This window comes from Sedimentibacter hydroxybenzoicus DSM 7310, from assembly GCF_013403245.1.
Lineage (GTDB): Bacteria > Bacillota > Clostridia > Tissierellales > Sedimentibacteraceae > Sedimentibacter > Sedimentibacter hydroxybenzoicus.
Window position 1 is genome coordinate 1 of sequence record NZ_JACBNQ010000037.1, and the last position, 22,650, is coordinate 22,650.

General features: G+C 35.0%; 20 protein-coding genes. 18 read left to right on the top strand and 2 right to left on the bottom strand.

The annotated features are described in order from the left end of the window. The first annotated feature begins 158 nt into the window (after positions 1-158). The 4 genes from HZF24_RS17820 to udp all read left to right on the top strand — a co-directional run bounded on the left by HZF24_RS17820 (position 159) and on the right by udp (position 5,849). On the top strand, positions 159-1,829 hold the full coding sequence (locus tag HZF24_RS17820) for a DEAD/DEAH box helicase (protein ID WP_179239727.1): 1,671 nt from the start codon (positions 159-161) through the stop codon (positions 1,827-1,829). Between the two features lie 354 nt (positions 1,830-2,183). Further along, on the top strand, positions 2,184-4,109 hold the full coding sequence (gene thrS / locus HZF24_RS17825) for a threonine--tRNA ligase (protein ID WP_179239728.1): 1,926 nt from the start codon (positions 2,184-2,186) through the stop codon (positions 4,107-4,109). Positions 4,110-4,217: 108 nt separating this feature from the next. Continuing rightward, positions 4,218-5,054: a deoxyribonuclease IV gene (locus tag HZF24_RS17830; protein ID WP_179239729.1), complete on the top strand. Its 837-nt coding sequence runs from the start codon at positions 4,218-4,220 to the stop codon at positions 5,052-5,054. 24 nt (positions 5,055-5,078) lie between these two features. Next, the gene (udp, locus tag HZF24_RS17835) at positions 5,079-5,849 is read left to right on the top strand and encodes a uridine phosphorylase (protein ID WP_179239730.1); all 771 of its coding nucleotides are present in this window, start codon (positions 5,079-5,081) and stop codon (positions 5,847-5,849) included. Between the two features lie 28 nt (positions 5,850-5,877). Here the strand turns inward: udp and HZF24_RS17840 are convergent, their stop codons facing one another. Beyond that, a complete protein-coding gene (locus tag HZF24_RS17840) occupies positions 5,878-6,807 on the bottom strand; it encodes an AEC family transporter (RefSeq protein ID WP_179239731.1) in 930 nt (309 codons plus the stop codon). 166 nt (positions 6,808-6,973) lie between these two features. On the opposite strand from HZF24_RS17840, the gene HZF24_RS17845 reads away from it, so the two are divergent. The 12 genes from HZF24_RS17845 to HZF24_RS17900 all read left to right on the top strand — a co-directional run bounded on the left by HZF24_RS17845 (position 6,974) and on the right by HZF24_RS17900 (position 16,775). Further along, the gene (locus HZF24_RS17845; protein WP_179239732.1) at positions 6,974-7,468 is read left to right on the top strand and encodes a DUF4342 domain-containing protein; all 495 of its coding nucleotides are present in this window, start codon (positions 6,974-6,976) and stop codon (positions 7,466-7,468) included. 80 nt (positions 7,469-7,548) lie between these two features. After that, a complete protein-coding gene (locus HZF24_RS17850) occupies positions 7,549-8,232 on the top strand; it encodes a response regulator transcription factor (protein ID WP_179239733.1) in 684 nt (227 codons plus the stop codon). Positions 8,233-8,240: 8 nt separating this feature from the next. Next, the gene (locus HZF24_RS17855) at positions 8,241-9,650 is read left to right on the top strand and encodes a sensor histidine kinase (protein ID WP_179239734.1); all 1,410 of its coding nucleotides are present in this window, start codon (positions 8,241-8,243) and stop codon (positions 9,648-9,650) included. Positions 9,651-9,750: 100 nt separating this feature from the next. Continuing rightward, a complete protein-coding gene (locus HZF24_RS17860) occupies positions 9,751-10,056 on the top strand; it encodes an STAS domain-containing protein (RefSeq protein ID WP_179239735.1) in 306 nt (101 codons plus the stop codon). Positions 10,057-10,065: 9 nt separating this feature from the next. Next, entirely contained in the window at positions 10,066-10,497 is a 432-nt protein-coding gene (spoIIAB, locus tag HZF24_RS17865) for an anti-sigma F factor (RefSeq protein ID WP_179239736.1), read from the top strand. 293 nt (positions 10,498-10,790) lie between these two features. Continuing rightward, positions 10,791-11,231 (top strand): stage V sporulation protein AC, encoded by a 441-nt coding sequence (gene spoVAC, locus HZF24_RS17870; protein WP_179239737.1) that lies wholly within the window; start codon positions 10,791-10,793, stop codon positions 11,229-11,231. 24 nt (positions 11,232-11,255) lie between these two features. Continuing rightward, positions 11,256-12,251: a stage V sporulation protein AD gene (gene spoVAD, locus HZF24_RS17875; protein WP_179239738.1), complete on the top strand. Its 996-nt coding sequence runs from the start codon at positions 11,256-11,258 to the stop codon at positions 12,249-12,251. Positions 12,252-12,261: 10 nt separating this feature from the next. Beyond that, complete coding sequence (locus tag HZF24_RS17880) at positions 12,262-12,618, top strand: SpoVA/SpoVAEb family sporulation membrane protein (RefSeq protein WP_179239739.1); 357 nt, start codon at positions 12,262-12,264, stop codon at positions 12,616-12,618. Positions 12,619-12,918: 300 nt separating this feature from the next. Further along, positions 12,919-13,980 (top strand): siderophore ABC transporter substrate-binding protein, encoded by a 1,062-nt coding sequence (locus HZF24_RS17885; protein ID WP_179239740.1) that lies wholly within the window; start codon positions 12,919-12,921, stop codon positions 13,978-13,980. Positions 13,981-13,999: 19 nt separating this feature from the next. Then, positions 14,000-15,013: an ABC transporter permease gene (locus HZF24_RS17890; RefSeq protein ID WP_179239741.1), complete on the top strand. Its 1,014-nt coding sequence runs from the start codon at positions 14,000-14,002 to the stop codon at positions 15,011-15,013. After that, on the top strand, positions 15,010-16,026 hold the full coding sequence (locus tag HZF24_RS17895; protein WP_179239742.1) for an iron chelate uptake ABC transporter family permease subunit: 1,017 nt from the start codon (positions 15,010-15,012) through the stop codon (positions 16,024-16,026). Before HZF24_RS17890 ends, HZF24_RS17895 begins: the two co-directional genes overlap by 4 nt. Continuing rightward, on the top strand, positions 16,023-16,775 hold the full coding sequence (locus HZF24_RS17900; protein WP_179239743.1) for an iron ABC transporter ATP-binding protein: 753 nt from the start codon (positions 16,023-16,025) through the stop codon (positions 16,773-16,775). The genes HZF24_RS17895 and HZF24_RS17900 overlap by 4 nt, the downstream gene beginning before the upstream one ends. Before the next feature lie 258 nt (positions 16,776-17,033). Here HZF24_RS17900 and HZF24_RS17905 read toward each other — a convergent pair whose 3' ends face one another. Then, positions 17,034-20,366 carry a transglycosylase domain-containing protein gene (locus HZF24_RS17905; RefSeq protein WP_179239744.1) on the bottom strand — a complete coding sequence of 1,111 codons (3,333 nt, stop codon included), beginning with the start codon at positions 20,364-20,366 and terminating at the stop codon, positions 17,034-17,036. Between the two features lie 263 nt (positions 20,367-20,629). Between HZF24_RS17905 and hflX the strand changes: the two genes are divergently transcribed. Both hflX and HZF24_RS17915 read left to right on the top strand, forming a co-directional pair. Then, complete coding sequence (hflX, locus tag HZF24_RS17910; RefSeq protein WP_179239745.1) at positions 20,630-21,943, top strand: GTPase HflX; 1,314 nt, start codon at positions 20,630-20,632, stop codon at positions 21,941-21,943. Continuing rightward, entirely contained in the window at positions 21,936-22,616 is a 681-nt protein-coding gene (locus HZF24_RS17915) for a YigZ family protein (RefSeq protein ID WP_179239746.1), read from the top strand. The genes hflX and HZF24_RS17915 overlap by 8 nt, the downstream gene beginning before the upstream one ends. Positions 22,617-22,650 lie beyond the last annotated feature (34 nt).

Sequence of the window (22,650 nt, forward strand, 5' to 3'; positions counted from 1 at the left end):
CTTGAACTGGATCATATTTTTTTAAATTTAATCTTTCAATAGTTTAATTGTGAAACTCATTCATGCGTTTGTCGTGAAATTCAGTAAAATATTTATTGTATTAGTTGAGCTAACATAGTATAATGAGAAGTTATTAAAAATAAAGGATGAGAAATTTAATGAAAATTGAAAATGTAAATTTGAATGACAACATTCAAAGAGGCTTGGATGAAATGGGCTTTGTAGAAAGCACACAAATTCAGCAAGAAGCAATTCCTGTTATACTGGATGGAAAAGATATAATAGGGCAATCAAATACAGGAACAGGAAAGACTGCAGCTTTTGCAATTCCTATTCTTGAAAAAATAGATAAAGATTTACGTATGCCGCAGGCACTTATATTACTTCCAACAAGAGAGTTGGCCGTACAAGTGGCAAATGAATTCAGAAAAATCGGCAAATATTTAGAAGGTATTAAAACGGTAACCGTTTATGGCGGGGCTGATATACGAGAACAAATCAACAAACTAAAAGGCGGAGCTCAGATAATTGTCGGGACTCCAGGCAGAGTTATCGATTTAATTGACAGACGTGTTATTAAGTTAGGTGAATTAAAAATATCTGTGCTGGACGAAGCGGATGAAATGCTTAAAATGGGCTTCAGAGAGGATATAGAACTGATACTCAGCAAGGTTGAACATCAGGTACAAAATCTGTTGTTTTCAGCTACAATACCTGACGAAATGAAAAAAATCATAAAGAAGTTTTTAAATGATCCGGTACCCATTAAGACTCTTCGAGAAGGTATAACAGCTAAAGAAGTAAAACAAAGTTATTTTATGGTAAAGCACAGTGATAAGGTGGAAGCACTTGCAAGATTAATAGATACCTATACACCTAAACTCACATTGGTATTTTGCAATACGAAAAAATCCGTGGATGAATTGTATGATCAATTAATAGACAAGGGATATAACTGCGATAAAATACACGGAGATATAAAACAGTCACAGAGACTGGATACTTTAAACAAATTCAACAATGGTTTAATTGATGTTCTTATTGCTACTGATGTAGCTGCAAGAGGTCTGGATATTAAGGAGGTTGAGCTTGTTATTAACTATGAAGTACCCTCTAAAGAGGACTATTATGTACATCGTATAGGCAGGACAGGTAGAGCAGGCAAAGAAGGAAGCTCATTTACCCTCGTATCGGCTAAGGAAATGAAAAAAATCGAAGCAATCGAGAAGTATACAAAAAAACCGCTTCGTAAAAGAACTATTCCTACAGTTGATAAGGTTAATGAGGTAAAGCAGGATAAATTTATAAGAGGTATAGTAGAAGTTATAGAAAAAAATGACTTCAGTGAAAACAGGGAGCTAGCACAAAGATTGTTATCTCAGGGTCATGACCCTGAAACTCTGATTGCTGCAATGATGAAAAAGCTGGTAAAATTTGATTACTCTGAAGAAAGAGACTTAAATGACATTTTACCTGAAAGAAAGAAATCACTCCGAAGTAAAGAGAGAAGGATGGAGGATACGGTAAGATTCCATGTAAACCTTGGTAAAAAACAGGGAATAAGACCCGGAGACATTTTAGGTGCCGTTGCGGGAGAATGTGATATACCCGGTTCAGATATCGGTGAAATAGAGGTATTAGAAAATTATTCTTTCTTTAATGTAGTATCTGAGCATAAAAACAGAATACTTAAACATATGGCTGGATCTCAGATAAAGGGTAAAGACGTCATTGTTGAAGTATCAAAGGAAAAGAAGTCAAGGCAGAACAAATTTAAATCATCTGAAGATAAATTTATATATCAGAGAAAGAAACCAAGAAAAAAATAAAAAAGTGTTGACAAAGCTTTATTGTAGTAATATAATACTCAAAATGAACTGTGATGGATCGAGTAAAGCAGAAACAGCAATCAAGAGAGGGAAAACATGGCTGGGAGTTTCCTATGTATGACTGTTTGAAAACTAATCCGGAGTTAAATCAGAAAGCATATGCGTAATGATTTGGTATGGATGCCTTAAATCCCTTGAGAAGCAATAAAGGTGGAACCACGATATATTCGTCCTTGAACATTTATGTTCAAGGATTTTTTGTTTTAGAGGAAAGGGGACACACCTCTTCTTCATAAGGCAAGTCTTTGTGAGAAGAGAGGAATGTCCCCAATTTTATAAAAATAGGAGGATATTATGATTAAATTAACATTACCTGATAATAGTGTAAGAGAATATGAAGACGGAGTATTAGCTGTTGACGTAGCAAAAAGTATCAGTGAGGGATTGGCAAGAAATGTTGTGGGAGCTGTGTACAACGGTAAAACAATCGGTCTCATGGAAGAGATAAAGGAAGACGGAACTATAAAATTCCTTAAATTCGAAGAAAAAGAAGGAAAGGATGTTTTTTGGCATACATCATCTCATATCTTAGCCCATGCGGTAAAAAGATTGTGGCCGGATGCAAAATTGGCAATAGGGCCTGCCATAGATAATGGATTTTACTATGATATTGATGTAGAGCACAGATTTGTAACAGAAGACTTTGAGAAAATCGAAGCTGAAATGAAAAAAATAGTAAAAGAAGGCCTGGAACTTGAAAGATTTGAACTTCCAAGATCTGAAGCAATTAAGTTTATGGAAGACAGACAAGAGTCATACAAGGTAGAATTAATTCAAGATTTACCGGAGGATGCAATAATATCATTCTATAAGCAAGGGGATTTCGTTGACCTTTGTGCCGGACCACATCTCGAATCTACTAAAAAACCAAAAGCAATGAAGCTGTTAAGCATTGCCGGAGCTTATTGGAGAGGCAATGAAAACAACAAGATGCTTCAAAGAATTTACGGCATAAGCTTTGAAAAAGCTAAAGAATTAGAAGAACATTTAAAAATGCTTGAAGAAGCTAAAAAGCGTGACCACAGAAAACTCGGCAGAGAATTAGAATTATTTTTTATATCAGAAGAGGGTCCGGGATTTCCGTTCTTCCTTCCAAAGGGTGTAGAAGTTAAAAACGAGCTTATGAAATTCTGGAGAGAGATGCATAGAAAAGCCGGATATGTAGAAATAGAATCTCCGTTAATGCTAAACAGACATTTGTGGGAAACTTCAGGACATTGGTACAATTACAGAGAAAACATGTATACAACTGTAATTGATGAACAGGATTTTGCCATTAAACCTATGAACTGCCCCGGGGGAATTTTAGTATATAAGAATTCCATGCATTCATATAAAGACTTTCCTTTGAGAGTTGCAGAAGCAGGAAGAGTTCACAGACATGAATTGTCGGGAGCACTTCACGGCTTGATGCGTGTAAGAGCATTTACTCAGGATGATGCACATTTATTTATACTCCCGGAACAAATAAAAGATGAAATTAAAGGGGTTATAAAATTAATAGATGAAATTTACAAACAATTTGGATTCTCATATAAATTAGAGCTTTCAACAAGACCGGAAAAATTTCTGGGAGAAATAAAAGATTGGGATCTGGCGGAAGCTTCATTGAAGGCAGCTTTAGAAGAATTAGAACTTGATTTTATCATTAACGAAGGAGACGGAGCATTCTATGGACCTAAAATAGATTTCCACCTGACTGACTGTATAGGAAGAACATGGCAATGCGGTACAATACAATTGGATTACCAGCTGCCTCAACGTTTTGAGATGGAATATGTGGGAGCAGACGGACAAAAGCACAGACCGATAATGATTCACAGAACTGCATACGGAAGCATCGAAAGATTTTTCGGCATTCTTATTGAACAATATGCAGGAGCATTCCCCACATGGTTAGCACCCGTACAGGTCAAGATACTGCCAATTTCCGATAAATTCATGGAATATGCAAAAAAAGTAAAAGAGCAGCTGTTTGATTTAAACATTAAAGTAGAATTAGATTCAAGAGCCGAAAAGATAGGTTATAAAATAAGAGAAGCTCAAATGGAAAAAGTGCCTTACATGTTTATAGTCGGAGAAAAAGAAGCAGAAAGCAACACTGTTTCAGTCAGAGAAAGACAAAAAGGCGATATAGGAAGCATGAGCGTCGAAGAAATAAGCAATATAATTTTAAGCAAGATTAAAAACAGAGAAAACGACTCACCACAGTCAGTATAAGAGCAAGACAATGTAACGAGGTTGCCGCCATAAAAGTAACCTCGTTTTTAATTATCTTTTGTTGTTTATAGCATATATAAAGGGTATAATAATAAATATGGAGGTTGTATGTTAAAAATAGGATGTCATTTGTCCGTTTCTAACGGATATGAAAAAATGGGAAAAGACGCACTGAAAATAGGAGCAAATACTTTTCAATATTTTACCCGTAATCCAAGAGGAAGCAAGGCTAAAAGCATAGATGCCGGGGATGCGAAAAAACTGAGAGACTTAATGGAGAAACATGAGTTTGCCAAGGTGATCGGACATGCGCCATATACATTAAACATATGCTCAGCCGATGAAAGAACGAGGGAATTTGCATTGGAGGTTTTAGAAGATGATTTGGTGAGGATGGAATTTTTGCCAAATAATTATTATAATTTTCACCCTGGCAGCCATGTAAAGCAAGGTGTTGAAGTTGGTATAAAATATATTTCAGATGCGCTAAATAAAGTAATAAAAGAAAATCAAACTACCATTGTTCTACTGGAAACCATGTCCGGCAAAGGAACGGAAATAGGAAGAACCTTTGAAGAGTTAAGACAGATAATAGATGGTGTCAATCTTTCTGAAAAGGTGGGCGTGTGTCTCGATACATGCCATGTTTTTGATTCTGGATATGATATAGTAAATGATTTGGACGGTGTTATAAATGAATTCGACAGGATTATCGGACTCGACAGGCTGTACGCAATACATTTAAATGACAGCAAAAATCCATTTAACAGTCAGAAAGACAGACATGAAACGATAGGTGACGGGCAAATCGGCTTAGAAGCAATAACCAGGATTATAAATCATCCTGAATTAAGAAACCTGCCATTTGTTTTGGAAACACCTAACGAATTAGACGGACATGCAAAAGAAATAAAAATGCTCAGAGAAGCATATGAGAAATTATAATATCCAATTAAAAGAGGAGGACGTATGAGCACTGTATATTCAAAAGACGTTCAATATCACATCAATATGAAGGAGGGCGATGTAGGCAGATATGTAATATTGCCGGGAGACCCTAAAAGATGTGAAAAAATTGCAAAGCATTTTGACAATCCTGTCTTGGCGGCAGATCACAGAGAATATGTTACATATACGGGATATTTAGACGGTGTCAAGGTAAGTGTTACATCAACAGGCATAGGCGGACCATCTGCAGCAATAGCATTAGAAGAATTAGCAAATATAGGAGCAGATACATTTATACGCGTAGGTACCAGCGGAGGTATGGACGTAAATGTAATGGGAGGCGATTTGGTTATAGCTTCCGGAGCTATCCGTATGGAAGGAACAAGCAGAGAGTACGCACCCATGGAGTTTCCCGCAGTATCTGATTACAAAGTATTGAATGCATTAGTTGAAGCATCAGAAAATTTAGGTAAAAGATACCATGTGGGCGTAGTTCAGTGCAAGGATTCATTTTACGGTCAGCACTCACCGGAAATCAAGCCTGTAAGCTATGATTTGATGAATAAATGGGAAGCATGGCTGAGATTGGGGGCTCTTGCATCGGAAATGGAATCAGCAGCATTGTTTATAGTTGGAGCTTTTAGGAAGGTGCGTGTTGGAGCGGTATTAAATGTGGTGGCAAATCAGGAAAGAAGAAAACTGGGTTTAGACGATCCTCAGGAACATGACACCGAAGCAGCAATAAAGGCTGCAATAGAAGCAATCAGAATATTAATAAAGCAAGATAAATAAAGTTAACAATAAATGATATGGTAAATGATTAAACTAACGACATAAACCTTATCATCATCGGCACGGTTATTAAGGATATCAGCGTAGTTGCCGAAACAATTACGGCTGCAAATTCCTTTTCCTTGTTATAGCTTTCTGCCAATATTGATGTCATGGCAGATGCAGGCATGGCTGTCATTATGATTACAGAATAAACTGCTATGGATGCTTCTCTTAGCAAAAGTGAAAACAGATATATTGTTACGGGAATTACTATTAATTTAATAACTATCCCGTAATAAACGGCCCAGTCCTTAATATGCTGTTTAATTTTAACCTTCGATAAAATTGCACCGATTATAAACATAGATAATGGTCCTGTAATGCTGCCGATGCTTTTTATGCTTGACAGTAATGCTCCTGTTATTTCTATGTTGAATAGCATTATGACAATACCGATTATGACGGCGATTATTGAAGGATTGAAAAGCAGGTTGATAATTTCTTTTTTCAGATAGCCTTTGTCTAATTTTCCTTTGTAAAGCAAAATGCCGTAGGTCCATAGAAAAATAACAAAAAACAAATTAAAAATCGAACCGTAAATCACACCCTCGTAACCATATATTGAATTCAGCACAGGGAAACCTATGTAACCGGTGTTTACAAATACATTAGCAAAATGAAGCACTATCTTTTTGTCATTTTTTACAGGTATTAAAAGAACAATTGATATAACTGCCATAATCACATATGCACCTAAGCTTAAATAAAAGGTTGCCAATACATTTGCTTTAATAGATTCGTCATATGTAAACATAAATGATGACACGATCATAAAAGGCAGTGCGATTTTTATAAGGATGTCAGTCAGGCCTTTGTTTATTTCCTGCGTGATAATATTTTTCCTGCTTGCATATACACCTACTAATATTATTACGAATAAAGAAAAAACACTTTCTGTAATTGCTGAAGTATCCAAAATAAACCTCCTGTCATATAGCTATTTTTTATATTATGTAAGAAATTTTAATTGTTTCTTTATGTTTAATTTATTTTTAATCATTTTCTAATATTGCTGTAAATACATATTAATTATTTAAAGGTATATTAATATCAAAAGAAATAATAAATGGAGGGTGAAATAAATGAAGGTTACATTGGAGCAAATAGATGAACTTAGAAACAGGGTTAATGTAAGCTATGAAGAGGCAAAGGCAACATTGGAGAAAAATGACGGAGATTTAATAAAATCAATTATAGAGCTAGAAAAGAAAAAGGGAAGAAAGACAGAATATAAAGGAAGCTTTACGAGTTTTACAGACAAATTGTTATCCTTGAGGATGTCGGTTAAAAACGAGCACGGAAACACTTTATTGGACGTACCATTAGTGATTGTACTGTTTACATTCCTGATGGCATTTTGGGTAGTAATGGTATTATTCGTGCTGGCTATACTCACATCATGCAAAATTAAGGTTTACAGAGCTAAAAGCTCGCTGAATGTCAACGGCATTAAGAAAAACGTTAAAGAAACAGTTGATAAAATCAAGGTTAAATCAGAAAACATTATAAAAGATGAAGAATTTAACGTAGTCGTAGAAGAAGATGATTCGAATGAAAATGAAATAATTATTGAATAAAGAAAACAGAAAAATAGAATATCAGGCTTTGACCTGATATTTCTTTTGGTGTATAATGAAGAAAAAGCCTGAGGTATAATATGGAAAAGAAAAAAATTCTCATTGTGGAAGATGAAGCAAAAATAGCTCGGTTTTTAGAGCTTGAATTAAAATATGAAGGATATGAAATAGAGATAGCTAATAACGGCAGGGATGGCTTGGAAAAAGGAAAGTCACCCGATGTGGATGTTATAATACTGGATTTGATGCTGCCGGGTTTAAGCGGAATAGAAGTGTGCAGAAGATTAAGGCAGACATCAGATGTTCCCATAATCATGCTCACGGCAAAAGATGATATTTCCGATAAGGTAACAGGTCTTGACATAGGAGCAGACGATTATATGACTAAGCCTTTTGCGGTTGAAGAGCTGTTGGCCCGCATAAGAGTATTGTTAAAAAGAACGGTAAATAAAACTAAGACAGATTCATCAATAATGGAAATTGGCAAGCTTAAGCTATCTAAAAATAACTACAAAGTTGAATATGACAACGAAAATATAGATTTGACCAAGAAAGAGTTTGAACTTTTGGAATTTTTGATGATAAATAAAAATATTGTATTAACAAGAGAAAAGATACTTGACAAGGTCTGGGGATATGATTATTTTGGAGATACAAATATTATAGACGTTTATATCAGATATTTAAGAAGTAAAATTGATCAGAAATACAACATAAATCTTATTGAAACGGTAAGAGGTGTAGGTTACATCATAAGGAATTGAGAGAGAACATGATTAAAAGAATACTAAACTCATTATTAAATATACTGCTTTATCCTTTTAAATTAATACTGAGATTTGTAATTAGGCTTTTAAAGAGGCTGAAATTTTCCATTGCATTTAAAATTTCTGCCTCATATTTGCTCATTTATATTATAATTATTTTAATTGTTGCAGTATCAACATCTGCCGGATGTATGGTATTTGAGTTCCAAAAATTTGAACGTAATACTATAAACCAGGATGTTGAAAATATAAAAAGAGAATTCCCTGATTTTAAGGGTAATACATCAATGAGCAGCAGTATAAAATCTTTTGAAATATATGATGACAGCTTAAACTCTGTCTATCCTTATAACAATGATAAAAGATATTCAGACAATATAATTGTGGTTTTGGAAAACTTGCTGTATAATAGGGAATACGTATATTCTACGGACTTTGAAGCTAATAATCGGGATTATTATTTAAATATAAGCTATGATGCAGAGCTGATGATAAATGATGCTTTTAAAATAATTGTTTTAGTATTAGTTTCGGGAGCTGTGGGATTGTTGATTTTTGTTCCTATAATATCAAACACAAGCTACAGATTAATAGGACCTATAAAAAATATGACTGAAATAACCAAGACTATTACAGTTAATAATATCAATACGAGATTGGACGTAAAGGGTACTCAGGATGAATTAAAAGAACTTTCTCAAACATTTAATGAGATGATGGATAGAATTGAGCAAGGATATAAGTTTCAGCAGCAATTTGTTTCTGATGCATCACATGAGTTGAGAACACCAATAGCGGTAATAAAAGGCTACGTCAACATGCTTGACAGGTGGGGTAAAAACGATAAAGCGGTACTTGAAGAATCAATTGGAGCTATAAAAAACGAAACAGACAACATGCAGGATTTGATAGAAAAACTATTGTTCATAGCAAGAAGCGATAAAGGCAATCTGGCTTATTCGAAGGAAGATTTCAAAATAAGCACAATACTTTACGAAATAGAAAAAGAAACTAAAATGATTGATGTCAATCATAAATTGTATTTTAAATTTTATGATGATGCCAATATATATGGAGATATAAAGAGAATAAAGCAGGCAATAAGAATTATAATCGATAATTCTATAAAATATACGCCTGCAAGCGGCTATATAATGGTTTCCGGATTTTTGCAGGATGATTACTATATAATTAAAATAGAGGATACTGGTATCGGGATTGAAAAAAAGGATTTGAACAAAATTTTTGATCGTCTTTACAGGGCGGAACAGTCCAGAAGCAGGGAAATAGGCGGTCATGGTCTCGGCTTATCAATAGCCAAAATCATAGTTTTAGGTCATAAGGGAAAAATTAGAGTTAAAAGTACAATCGGTAAAGGGTCGGAATTTTCAATTATGCTGCCGTATATAAATTAGATACAAATCGACAAATTGCAACAAAAGAAGTCAAGGAAAATTACTTTGTTTAATAGTATAATAGCTTGTACATTACTATTGAGAAAGGATTTGAGAAAAAGTGAATTTAGAATTTTTAGAATCTGGACAAACCTTGACGATAAAACTCAAAGGGGATTTAGATCATCACAGTGCCGACGAAAGCAGAGTGTTGATTGATAAAAAAATTAATGAAGGAAAATACAATAAAATAGTTATAGATTTAAAAAAACTTGATTTTATTGACAGCTCCGGCATTGGTTTTGTAATAGGTCGGTATAAGTTAATCAGAAAACGAAACGGTGTTATTGAAATAACCAATGCAAGCAGCAAAGTAAGAAAAATCCTTGACATGAGCGGCATAGGAAAAATAATTAGTATTAAATAGGGGGACGAAATGCAAAATAATTATGTGATTTTTAAAATACCAAGTTTATCAACAAACGAATCATTTGCAAGAGCAGCAGTCGCAGCTTTTTGTGCAAATTTGAATCCAACTATTGATGAGATAATTGAAATAAAAACTGCGGTTTCTGAAGCCGTAACTAACGCAATAATTCATGGATATGAAAATACAGTCGGTGAAATTCAAATCGAATGCAAAATCAAGGGGCAGCTGGTTGAAATAATTGTTGAAGACTATGGTTCAGGTATTGTAAATGTAGAAATGGCAAGAGAACCTTTATATACAACCAAGCCGGAATTAGAACGCTCCGGAATGGGTTTTGCCGTTATGGAAACATATATGGATGAAGTTGTTGTTTTATCAGAAAAGGATATCGGAACAAAGGTTATAATGAGAAAAACAATTAGTGAAAGAAAAAAATAGAAAAAATAATATTATGAAATACAGCATTTTCATATACTTTTCTTGCTGATCATAAGTGAAACAGTGATAAAATTTTACAATTAATATTAAAAAAGGCACTCTTAGTGCTTTTTTTTAGTATTCAAAATAATTTTTTGTAAATAATACTTATGAGGTGATTTATATGAAAAAAAAGATTTTTTTATTAGTAATAATTTTATTGATTAGCTTTACTGCTATTATTTATGGCAACAGTATAGACCGGTCTTTGAAAAAAATACCTGAAAGCGCTGTACTGCTCTAGGAGGAATTGGATGAAATACGATAAAAACAGCTATAAGCAGGTAGTCAATGAGTATACGCCAAAAAATAAAATGCTTCGAAATTGTGTATATGCTTTTATTTTTGGAGGGGCTATCTGCTTATTAGGCGAAGTTATTAAAAATATTTTTATGAATAATTTTGGAACTCCTGAGCAGGATGCAAGCACGATCAGCTCGGTAGTATTAATAGCAATAACAGCTTTGCTGACAGGTTTAGGTTGGTTTGATAAGCTGAGCAAAATTGCGGGTGCAGGTACTGCAGTACCTATAACCGGTTTTGCAAATGCCGTTGTATCACCCGCACTTGAATTTAAAAGAGAAGGATTTATATTGGGTACTGCATCAAACATATTTAAACTGGCAGGACCGGTATTGCTGTTTGGCTATTTTGCCTCATTCATAGTAGGAATACTGAGCTTAATGTTTAAATAAAATTTGTTTCGGAGGAGTGAGAAGTTGAAAAAGATTGGTAATCAAACATTTCAGATAAAAGATGATGTATTTGTCAGAGATACATTTACCATAGCAGGGAAAAAAGAAGGAGAAGGTCCCATAGGGAATTGCTTTGATATAATCGTTGATGATGATTTATGGGGAGAAGATTCATGGGAAAAATGTGAATTAAAATTTCAAAAAGAAGCAGCTAAGAGCTTGATGCAAAAAAACAATCTCATGGAAAAGGATATTGACCTCTTAATAGCAGGAGACCTATTGAACCAAATAACTTCTTCTTCATTTGCAGCAAGAGATTTACAGCTTCCGTACATAGGAGTTTACGGAGCATGCTCGACAATGGCACTTTCTATGGGGTTGGGTGCTTTAATGATTGACGGTGGGTTTGCAAGCAATGTTATATGCGTTACCTCAAGTCACTTTTGCAGTGCGGAAAGACAATATCGTCTGCCTCTTGAAATGGGAGGGCAAAGGCATATGTCCGCTCAGTGGACAGTTACAGGGTCTTCAGCCGTATGGCTTTCCAATGGCGGCTTCGGTCCAAAAATTAAAAATGTTACATTCGGTAAAATTACTGATTTAGGAGTTAAGGATGCCAATAATATGGGCGCAGCCATGGCGCCTGCTGCCTACGATTCATTAAGTCAGCATATTGCAGATACAAAAATAAAGTATGATTTAATAGTTACCGGAGATTTAGGTACTGTAGGAAAATCAATTGTTAATAAAATGTTTAATGAAGAAAATAACAGCATTGAAGATATATATGATGACTGCGGGACAATTATTTTCGACCTGGAAAAACAGGATGTTCATGCGGGAGGCAGTGGGTGCGGGTGCTCAGCAACTGTATTTGGAGGATTTTTGTATAAAAAATTATTGAATAAGGAAATTAACAAGCTTTTATTTACATCAACAGGAGCTCTTCATTCACCTACGGCTACATTGCAGGGAGAAAGCATACCGGGAATTGCACACTGTGTCGGAATAGAAATGTGAGGTTTATAATATGAATTATGTTATGAGTTTTGTGGTTGGAGGTATAATTTGTGTCTTAGGACAGATAGTTATAGATACATTTAAAAAGAATAATGCTTATCTATTAGTTTTATTGGTGGTAACCGGAACGTTTTTGGGATATTTCGGAATATATGATAAAATAATAGAAATAGGTCATTCAGGTGCAACGGTTCCGCTATTAGGCTTTGGTCATGCTCTTGCAGAAGGCGCAGTAGAAGAAGCAGCGGCGAAGGGCTTCATGGGAGCTTTAAGCGGAGGAGTTAAAAAAACCGCACCGGGAGTTGCGGCAGCACTGATTTTCGGTTACATAGTTTCGATTGTTTTTAATCCGAAAGGGAATAAATAAAATAAGGGGAATAGTTTGAAAGGCACTCCAAATGTTAAGAACAGCATTTGGAGTGTTTTTTATGCCCTGACCCCAGTTGTGTTTGTAAAAACCATAAAATGCCAGATGTTAAATTTCAAACAATTATTGACTTTATTAATTAAATAATGTTATATTAGGTTCGTTGATATTGATAATCATTATCATTAACGTTAACGTATGATTTGTATTTTCGCTGTGCACTAGTGAAATAAAGATAATTATTATTCAATCAATTCAATAATCTGATTGTCTAACATTATTACATACAAGGAGAGATATATGAGAAAATCTAAATTTTTTAAATTAACTGTTATTATGACAATTTTTGCTCTGATGTTGACAGCTTGCACAAATCCCGGAAATGAAACTGGTGGAGCTGAGCCTTCAGAAACCGAAACACCTGGAGATGAAACCCCTGGAACTAATGGGGAAGAAAATGAACCTGCTGAAGCTTTAACAGTTGAAATAACCGATGTTCATGGAACTGTTACTGTTCCTGTAAATCCAAAGAATGTAGTTGCTTTGGATAATAGAACCTTTGAAACTTTATCTGATTGGGGAATTGAATTAGCAGCTGTTCCAAAGGCTGTAATGCCTGCAGATTCACCATATGTACAGGATGCATCAGTTCGTGATATTGGGAATCATGGCGAACCAAATCTTGAAATTATAGCAGCTGTAGAACCAGAACTTGTAATTGTCGGTCAAAGATTTGCAAGATTTTATGAAGATATAAAGGCGTTAGTACCAAATGCAGTTGTAATTGATCTTAATTTTGATGTTTCCGAAGCAGTAGATACACCGGGTGCAAACTTAGTAAACGGACTTAAAAATTCTACAATTGCTTTGGGGCAAATCTTTGATAAAAATGAAGAGGCTGAACAATTGGTAGCTGATTTTGAACAAGCTATTGAAGCTGCTAAGTCTGCATATAATGGAACGGATACAGTTATGAGTGTTGTAGTTTCAGGTGGGAATATTGGTTTTTCAGCCCCTCGTTCCGGACGTGTTTGGGGTCCGATGTATGAAATTTTCGGATGGGTTTCAGCATTAGAAGTTGGCGGCGCTACTTCAGATCATCAAGGGGACGATATTTCTGTTGAAGCTATTGCACAAAGCAATCCTGATTGGATTTTCGTACTTGATCGTGATGCTGCTGTATCTTCTACAACTGATGCAGTTCCTGCTCAGGATGTTATCGACAATTCACCTGCTTTGCAAAACACAACTGCCGTTGTTGAAAAAAGAATAGTTTATGCACCGAATGATACTTATACAAATGAATCAATACAAACTTACTTAGAGTTATTTGAAAATCTTGCAAATTCTTTATCTAAGTAGTATAAAGGAGTAATACGTAGTGCCGAAAAATACAATACAAAAAATAATTGGGGCTGAGAATTCTCAGCCTCAGCATTTTAATAAAAATAAAATATGGACAAAATCTTTTATATCAGCAATTATAGTTGTTATTGTTTTAGGTATTATATCGCTGTTCATCGGAGTTTATGATATATGGGGACAAGAGGATGGAAGGAATATGTTCTTCATAACTCGTGTTCCAAGAACAGTTTCACTAATGCTTACCGGAGCTGCAATGTCAATGTCAGGACTGGTAATGCAGCTTATTACGCAGAATCGCTTAGTTGAATCTACCACGACAGGAACTATTGAATGGGCAGGTTTGGGACTTATCTTTGTTTATTTAGTTATTCCTGCGCCGACTTTAGTCCAAAGAATGACGGGTGCAATCCTGTTTTCTTTTGCAGGAACGATGATTTTCTTTTGGTTTTTAAGAAGGGTTAAACTTCGTTCATCTTTAATTGTACCAATTATAGGGATGATGCTTGGAGCAGTTATTTCTGCAATATCAACTTTTATCGGACTGGTTTTTAAAATGACTCAAAATATTGAAACATGGTTTGTAGGCTCCTTTGCATCGGTTCAAATCGGAAGATATGAATATTTATGGCTGATTGTTATGGTTACCTTTTTTATTTTTATTTATGCGGATAAATTGACTTTAGTCGGATTAGGAGAGGATATTACAACAAGCCTTGGACTAAATTATAATAAGATAGTTATTTTTGGTACTGCTCTTATTTCTTTTGTAGTAGGAATTGTTGCAGTTGTTATCGGGAATTTACCTTTTTTAGGTTTAATTGTACCAAATATTGTTTCGATGTACAGAGGTGATGATCTCAGGAGCAATTTGCCTTGGGTATGTGTGCTGGGAATGGGTACTGTAACTGTTTGTGACATAATTTCCCGGACTATTATAATGCCTTTTGAAGTACCTGTATACTTGATACTTGGAACAGTGGGCGCAGTTGTATTTATTGTTATTTTATTGAGGCAAAGGAGGATAAGATGAACGAAAATGTAAACAGATCAGCCAAGGCTTTTCGTTCTAAGAAAGAGGAAAAGCGTTATTGGACTTTGTTGATAACATTGATTGCTTTGGGCATTCTTTTTTCCTATGGACTTTTGGTTTATAACAATCCGGTTCCTGTAAGTTCTCCTTCTTTTATTCCTGTAGTCAGAAGAAGAATGACAGCTCTTGTTGCAATGATTATTTCTGCAATTTGTCAGAGTCTGTCAACTGTTGCTTTCCAATCGACTACGAATAACAGGGTTATAACTCCATCACTTTTAGGCTTTGAAGCACTTTATTCAATGATTCATACAAGTACAATGTTTTTCTTTGGCGCTACTACATTTATAAATTTTGTCGGTATCGGATCATTTATATTTCAAATTGGTGTTATGATCCTGATGTGTTTGATACTTTATGGATGGTTGCTTTCCGGGAAATATGGAGATTTGCAGTTGATGCTTCTGGTGGGCATTATTATCGGAACCGGGCTGAGATCCTTGTCATCTTTTATGAGAAGACTTCTTACACCGTCTGAGTTTGATGTTTTACTTGCAAGATTGTTTGGGTCTGTCAATAATGCGGATGCTAAATATTTTCCTGTTGCAATTCCAATTGTAATAATAGCAGCATTGTTACTCCTTATTTTTTCTAAGAAGTTAAATGTATTGTCACTTGGGAAGGATGTATGTACTTCTTTGGGAGTTAATAATCAATTCAGTGTAATTTATACGCTTATATTAGTTTCTGTTTTGATGTCAATTTCAACGGCTTTAGTTGGGCCGCTTACTTTTTATGGATTTTTAGTTGCAACTTTGAGTTATCAGGCAGCGCCGACTTATGATCACAGATACATTTTTCCAATGGCTCTTGCTATAGGATTTTTGATAATAACGGGGGCATATTTTATTATGTATCATGTATTCAATGGTCAAGGCGTAGTTTCAATTATTATCGAAGTGTTTGGTGGAATAACATTTTTAGCTGTAATTTTAAGGAAGGGAACTTTATGATAAAGATTGATAATGTAAAAAAGGTATATAACGATGAGGTGGAAATAGGACCTTTAAGTATAAAAATACCAAAAGCCGGTCTGACTTCTTTAATTGGACCAAATGGTGCCGGAAAGTCTACCACACTTTTGATGATCGGAAGACTTTTGGATATGGATGAAGGACAAATTAAGGTGGCAAATATGGATATTTCCAAATCCAAATCAGAAGACGTGGCAAAAATTTTGACCATTTTGCGACAAGAAAATCATTTTATAACGAGGCTTACTGTCAGACAATTGGTTGGATTTGGACGTTTCCCTTATTCAAAGGGAAGATTATCTAAAGATGATGAGGCTATTATTTCTAAATATATAGATTTTTTAGGTCTGATGGATTTAGAAAACAGATATTTAGATGAGCTTTCCGGCGGTCAAAGGCAAAGGGCATATGTAGCAATGGTTTTGTGCCAGGAGACTGAATATGTACTTTTGGACGAGCCGCTGAACAATCTTGATGTTGCTCGTTCTGTTCAAATGATGGAGCATTTAAGGTATGCTGCAAATGAATTTGGAAGAACAATTCTGACTGTTATGCATGATATAAATTTTGCAGCCAAATATTCCGATAGAATTTGTGCAATGAAAAATGGACAAATTGCCGCTTTTGGAACAGTAGAAGAGGTTATGGATCCGGAAACTTTGACAGATATCTTTGAAACGAAAATAGAAATTATCAATGGTCCTAATGGGCCGGTAGCAATTTATTAATCGTAAAGTTGTAAAAAAATAGAGCTTAGATAAATTTTTAAGCTCTATTTTTGTGGGATCTTTTGGCTGCGTCTTAAGAGACCGGCAATATAAGCGACCGACACCAAATTAAGATTTGGGTCATCTGCTTGGATATCCAAACAATGCTTGCTATGTCATCCTGAACGAAGTGAAGGATCTCATCTTTTGTCGTATAAGATCCTTCGCTATCGCTCAGGATAAGCGACTGACACCAAATATAAAATTTGGGTCATCTGCTTAATTTTCTATTGATTCTAAAATATCATCTAATGCGGAGCCGTTATTATTTCCGTTACCGTTACCGCTATTACTATCACTATTACTATTACTATTACCATTACCGTTATTACCATTGTTTTCGTTATTTCCGGATTCGATCAAATCATCTATAATATCATCTGTAGAATCTTCATCATCTTCATTATCACCGTTATTATTTCCCGGATTTTCTTCATCCATCCATTGATCATAATGCCACTTAGTATGGTAAGTGCACATCTTTGTAGGAACCTGATATTTATAATCCTCTGTTAAATAACCCGAAAATCCTAACTTATCAACAGTTACTCCCATTACCTGAACCACTTGACTGTTATTGTCAAACTCAACCTGACCGGCATAAATTTGTCTTAATTCATCTAAAGAAAATATTATTCTATCCTCTAATACTTGCTGATAAAGCTTTTTAGCTTCGTAATTATCAGATTTAGCCTCCGGATCGAAAAGAGGGTTTCTCATAATAAATACTCTTTCTTCAACTAAGTTACCCGGACAGTAAGGAGATTTAAGCATATTGGAGCTTGTGCATATTTCAACCTTCACATGAACATCGCATATTTCGGTTGGCTGTGTACCCGGTACAAAATATTCAGTTATTATCTGACTGCCTCGTTGATCAAGAGCACATAATTCTCCCGGCAATTTACCTGATTGACTGCAAACCTGTACAGGTATCAAATTCGGATTTAAAACAAATTTCGCAGCAGGCAGTCCCTGATGTATAGGAGTCATAATTCCCGACCACAGACTTGCGGTTATACCGCTGTCTCCTGACAGCTTCATCTGAACATTATCATTGCCAACCCAAACTCCTCCTACATAATAAGGGGAGAAGCCAACAAACCAGAAATCCCCGTTTGCCTGAGTTGTACCTGTTTTACCTGCTACCTCAATCCCCATTTCTGCAGGAAGCTTAGCCTTGTAGGATAATCCCGGATTAACGGTACTTCTTAATATATCCTTCATCAATGAAGCAACCTCGGGAGTAACCACGACGTGAGTTTCAGGTATTTTTTCTAAAATAGTTTCACCTGTACTATTAACAACCTTTGTATATGCATATGGCTCAATATATACGCCATCATTAGCAATAGCACCGTAAGCGGCTGTCATTCCCAAAGGAGTAAATCCCTTTGTTAATCCGCCCAAGGCAAGAGAAGCTAAGTTTACATCGTTATTAGTCGTATTTTCTGCCGGTGAAACAAATGTATCCTTTTCAGGGTTATTCGCATTAATTAAACCAAGCTTGGTTAATGAATTCATAGCAGCTTCAGTACCGATTGTTTCAAGCATCGTAACAGCATTTGTATTAATTGATTGTTCAATTGATTTACGAAGGGTAGTTATACCATGGTACTTAATTTCCCTGTGTTCGTACCAGTTTTTTGGCCATCTTTCACCCTTTTCATTATATTTTGGAAGGTCATCAAGAATATATGCTGCCGTATATCCCATATCAAGTGCAGGAAGGTATACGGACAATGGTTTTATTGTAGAGCCGGGTTGTCTTGCCGCATCTACAGCACGGTTGAATGTCTTGCTTCCTTCAATGTCTCTGCCCCCAATCAGCGCTTTTATTTTTCCTGTTTTGTAATCTAAGATAACAGTGGCTGATTGCGGCTGTACGATACCCTTCTCCTGGAAGAAGAAATATCCTTCTTCAATTCTCAAAACATTGTCGCTGCCAACCTTGAACATTTCAGCGCTTTCAGGAGTTTTTTCCAGATAGCTCTTAGGGACTTTAAAGCTTCCCTTCGTTCCTTTTTTTTCAAGAACTTCAAAGTTGTTTCCTATGTTGAGAGCACCAATACTGTGTGAAACAAAGTTTAATTTATCATCCACAGTATACGCATCTACTATATCAATTACAGAAGCGTAAATATCAAATTTCTTGGAATTAATGATTAAATTACCGTCATTATCGTAACTGTATTCGTCAGGATTTAAATAAACGGCGTTATTTCCATCCATTATGTTGTCCTTAGCATAATAAATGAGCTGACCGTTTTCGTTTAATATATTTAAGTCAGTGTCAAGCATGCCTGTTCCCTGACCTTGTGACCATCTGAAGTATCTCCAGTCCTGTGCCACCGGATTATCCCCGGTTGGCTCTTTACCCAACAATAATGTTGAAAAATTATCATATGAATCTTCGAGAGATTTCTGCATATTAACATCGAGAGTTGTTGTGATTGTCAGACCGCCCCTGTAAAGGATATTCTCTGCTTCTTCATATGTCTTGCCTTGTGCTTCCATTATATCTTCCACAACCTTTTCCTTTACGTAATCCATGGGTGAGGAGGATATACCTTCTATTTTAGTCTGGCCAGGATTTAACGCAACACGCATATCCACCGACATTGATTCATCGTACTCTTCCTGTGATATAGACCCAAGCTCCAGCATTTTATTTAGTACTGCCAGCTGGCGGTTTTTAGCATTCTCGTTGTATACACACGCATATTGAACAGAGCCTATATATACATAGCCTATAATGTCTTCCTGTGGTATATCATCTATATTGTTCAGGTTATATCTGTTGAACAGAGCATACATCGGACCTTTTGCAGCTCCTGCAAGCATGGCACTTTCAGCAAGCGTCAGTTCGCTTACATCCTTGGAAAAATATGTGTAAGCAGCAGTCTGAACACCATAAGCACTTTGACCTAAAGGAATGGTGTTTAAGTATCCCTCAAGTATCAGATCCTTTGATAGCTTCCTTTCTACCTGCGTTGCTAGATACATTTCCTGTATTTTACGTTCCCACAATTTATCACTTGTGAAGTATAGATTTTTGATAAGCTGCTGAGTTATGGTACTTGCACCCTGACTTGTCAGATCACCAACCTTGACATTATGTATGAGTGATCCAAATATACGCTTTATATCTATACCGAAATGCGTTCTGAAACGTTCATCCTCAATTGCAATAAATGCATTCTGCAAATTTTTCGGTATATTGCTCAACTTTATAATTTCCCTGTTTTCATTTGGGTCGTGAATTTGTTCTATTACATTTCCGGATTCATCAACTATTACAGAGCTTTCTGATAAAGTATCCATAAAGTTTGTAGGGTCAATTTCAGGAGAGCTTTTTATTATTCCCAAAACCATACCGGCAATTGAACCGCCAACTATTATTAACGCAACAAAAATAATAAGTAATGTTATTTTTAGAACAAGAATTCTTTTCTTTCTTTTCTTTTTACTTTTCTTTTTATTACCGTTTTTATTTTCAACTGATTCATTATTTTTTTTAATTACATCATTTTGCTTATTTTCTTTTGACATATTAACCTCCGCTAAAAATGAACTTTAGTTGAATCAATACAATCTAATATTGTCAAAGATTTTAAGTTCTAAAACATTATATAATAGAAATAGCGTTAAATCAATAGTTTTAATAATCCACTCCCTTTTTAGTTATGTACAAATAAAGTAATTGTAACCAAATAATTAAAATAATTTTTCAAGTTACAAAAATAACAATATTGTTGAGATATAGCTCGTTTAAAAATAATTATTGTGTATTTTATATTAATATGTGGTAAAATATGTACGACCCAAATCAAAAAGAAAATAACGGAGGATACATGGAAAAAGAAAGATGTCTGTTAATAGCAGTAGAGTTATCAAACGAAAAAGAAACAAACGACATGGAGGAGCTGAAGCTGCTTGTTGAAGCTGCAGAAGGTGTCGTGATTTCAAGTATCGTCCAAAATAAGCAGTCAATAGATAACAGATACTATGTAGGGCAGGGAAAAATTGAAGAAATTGCAAATTACGTCAAAGAGCTTGAAATAGATACTGTAGTTTTCAATGATGAATTGAGCGGCTCACAAATAAGGAATATTGAAGAAATAGTTGATGCAAAGGTTATTGACAGGACTAATTTGATACTTGATATTTTTGCAAAAAGAGCACTTACAAAGGAAGGACAGCTTCAGGTTGAATTGGCTCAGCTTAAATACTGCTTGCCGAGATTAATAGGCTTAAACAAAAATTTGTCAAGATTAGGCGGAGGCATCGGAACAAGAGGACCCGGTGAACAAAAATTAGAGCTTGACAGAAGAAGGATAAAGGAAAAGATATCCGATATCCAAAATAATCTTGATGAATTAGGCAAGGTGAGAGAAACAAAAAGAAAAAAAAGAATGAAGGATCAAATTCCGATTATTTCGATAGTTGGTTATACTAATGCAGGAAAATCAACCTTATTAAATGCATTGGTGGAAAGTGAATACAGTGAAGAAGAAGCGGAAAACAAAAAAGTATTTTCCCATGACATGCTGTTCGCAACGCTTGATACAGAGCTTAGAAGAGTCAGATTGCCCGGAGGAAGAAGAGTTATATTTTCCGATACCGTCGGCTTTATTAAAAAGCTTCCTACACAAATAGTAGAAGCTTTTAAGGGAACCCTTGAAGAAATCAAATATGCCGATTTAATAATCCATTTAATTGATATTAATGATGAGAATTTGACTTTGCATAAGGAAACAACCACAAAATTAGTAGAAAAAATAGTTGATAAGGATATTCCCGTATTGACTGTTTACAATAAAATTGACAACATTGTTAACGATAAAATTACAACCGTATCAAGCAATGACATAATTTATATATCTGCCAAAAGCAAGCTCAACATTGATGTTTTATTAAATACGGTTGATTATAAAATCAACGGAGAAAAAAATAAGTATTCTCTAAAAATACCAAACAGTGAATTGAAAAATTATTATTGGCTATATGAGAACAGATTCACCGATAATGTTGAATTTGACGGTGAGGGAGTAAGCTTTGATGCAATATTGTATGAAAATGAAAAACAGCAATACAAAAAATATATAACAGGTGAGATAAATGGGTAATTACAAATCTGTCCATAAAATAGGGAGAGATGAAATAATTATTAACAAATCTAAATTTATAGGAACTTCAGTCCCTGTGGAAAATGAAGAGGAAGCACTTAGTTTTATAGATTCTGTCAGAAAAGAATTTAAGGATGCCAGCCACAATTGCTATGCGTATGTCATCGGAGAAAACAAAAATATCCAAAGATACTCAGACGATAAGGAACCGTCAGGCACTGCAGGTATGCCGATACTTAACGTTATAAATCAAGAAAATTTAATTAATACGGCAGTGGTTGTAACAAGGTATTTTGGTGGCGTTATGCTTGGCGCAGGGGGACTGGTACGAGCATATACAAAGGGAGCTAAAATAAGTCTCGAAAGTGGAATTATTGTAGAGAGAAATTTATACTATGATGTGTCCTTTAATTTAGATTATACGCTTCTTGGTAAAATGGACAATGATTTGCAGAAAAATAATATAATTATTAAGGACAAGATATATCTGGAAACAGTTAAATACAGCTTATTAATTAAGGATGACGGAATTGAAAATATCAGAACGTTATTAAATGAAATTACTAACGGTAAAATTGATATAAATATTGGACATCCGGCTTATTATTCTGTTGCAGATGGAAAAATTATATGGCGAGATGTAAAATTAAATGAAACACAATTAAATAAATAACGCTCATGAGAGCTTCTCTGTTATAATGTTAATC

Bases quoted from the DNA above. Each gene is read 5' to 3' on its own strand.
- HZF24_RS17820 (WP_179239727.1), top strand. From the start codon at position 159: ATGAAAATTGAAAATGTAAATTTGAATGACAACATTCAAAGAGGCTTG.
- thrS (WP_179239728.1), top strand. From the start codon at position 2,184: ATGATTAAATTAACATTACCTGATAATAGTGTAAGAGAATATGAAGAC.
- HZF24_RS17830 (WP_179239729.1), top strand. From the start codon at position 4,218: ATGTTAAAAATAGGATGTCATTTGTCCGTTTCTAACGGATATGAAAAA.
- udp (WP_179239730.1), top strand. From the start codon at position 5,079: ATGAGCACTGTATATTCAAAAGACGTTCAATATCACATCAATATGAAG.
- HZF24_RS17845 (WP_179239732.1), top strand. From the start codon at position 6,974: ATGAAGGTTACATTGGAGCAAATAGATGAACTTAGAAACAGGGTTAAT.
- HZF24_RS17850 (WP_179239733.1), top strand. From the start codon at position 7,549: ATGGAAAAGAAAAAAATTCTCATTGTGGAAGATGAAGCAAAAATAGCT.
- HZF24_RS17855 (WP_179239734.1), top strand. From the start codon at position 8,241: ATGATTAAAAGAATACTAAACTCATTATTAAATATACTGCTTTATCCT.
- spoIIAB (WP_179239736.1), top strand. From the start codon at position 10,066: ATGCAAAATAATTATGTGATTTTTAAAATACCAAGTTTATCAACAAAC.
- spoVAC (WP_179239737.1), top strand. From the start codon at position 10,791: ATGAAATACGATAAAAACAGCTATAAGCAGGTAGTCAATGAGTATACG.
- HZF24_RS17880 (WP_179239739.1), top strand. From the start codon at position 12,262: ATGAATTATGTTATGAGTTTTGTGGTTGGAGGTATAATTTGTGTCTTA.
- HZF24_RS17885 (WP_179239740.1), top strand. From the start codon at position 12,919: ATGAGAAAATCTAAATTTTTTAAATTAACTGTTATTATGACAATTTTT.
- HZF24_RS17895 (WP_179239742.1), top strand. From the start codon at position 15,010: ATGAACGAAAATGTAAACAGATCAGCCAAGGCTTTTCGTTCTAAGAAA.
- HZF24_RS17900 (WP_179239743.1), top strand. From the start codon at position 16,023: ATGATAAAGATTGATAATGTAAAAAAGGTATATAACGATGAGGTGGAA.
- HZF24_RS17905 (WP_179239744.1), bottom strand. From the start codon at position 20,366: ATGTCAAAAGAAAATAAGCAAAATGATGTAATTAAAAAAAATAATGAA.
- hflX (WP_179239745.1), top strand. From the start codon at position 20,630: ATGTACGACCCAAATCAAAAAGAAAATAACGGAGGATACATGGAAAAA.
- HZF24_RS17915 (WP_179239746.1), top strand. From the start codon at position 21,936: ATGGGTAATTACAAATCTGTCCATAAAATAGGGAGAGATGAAATAATT.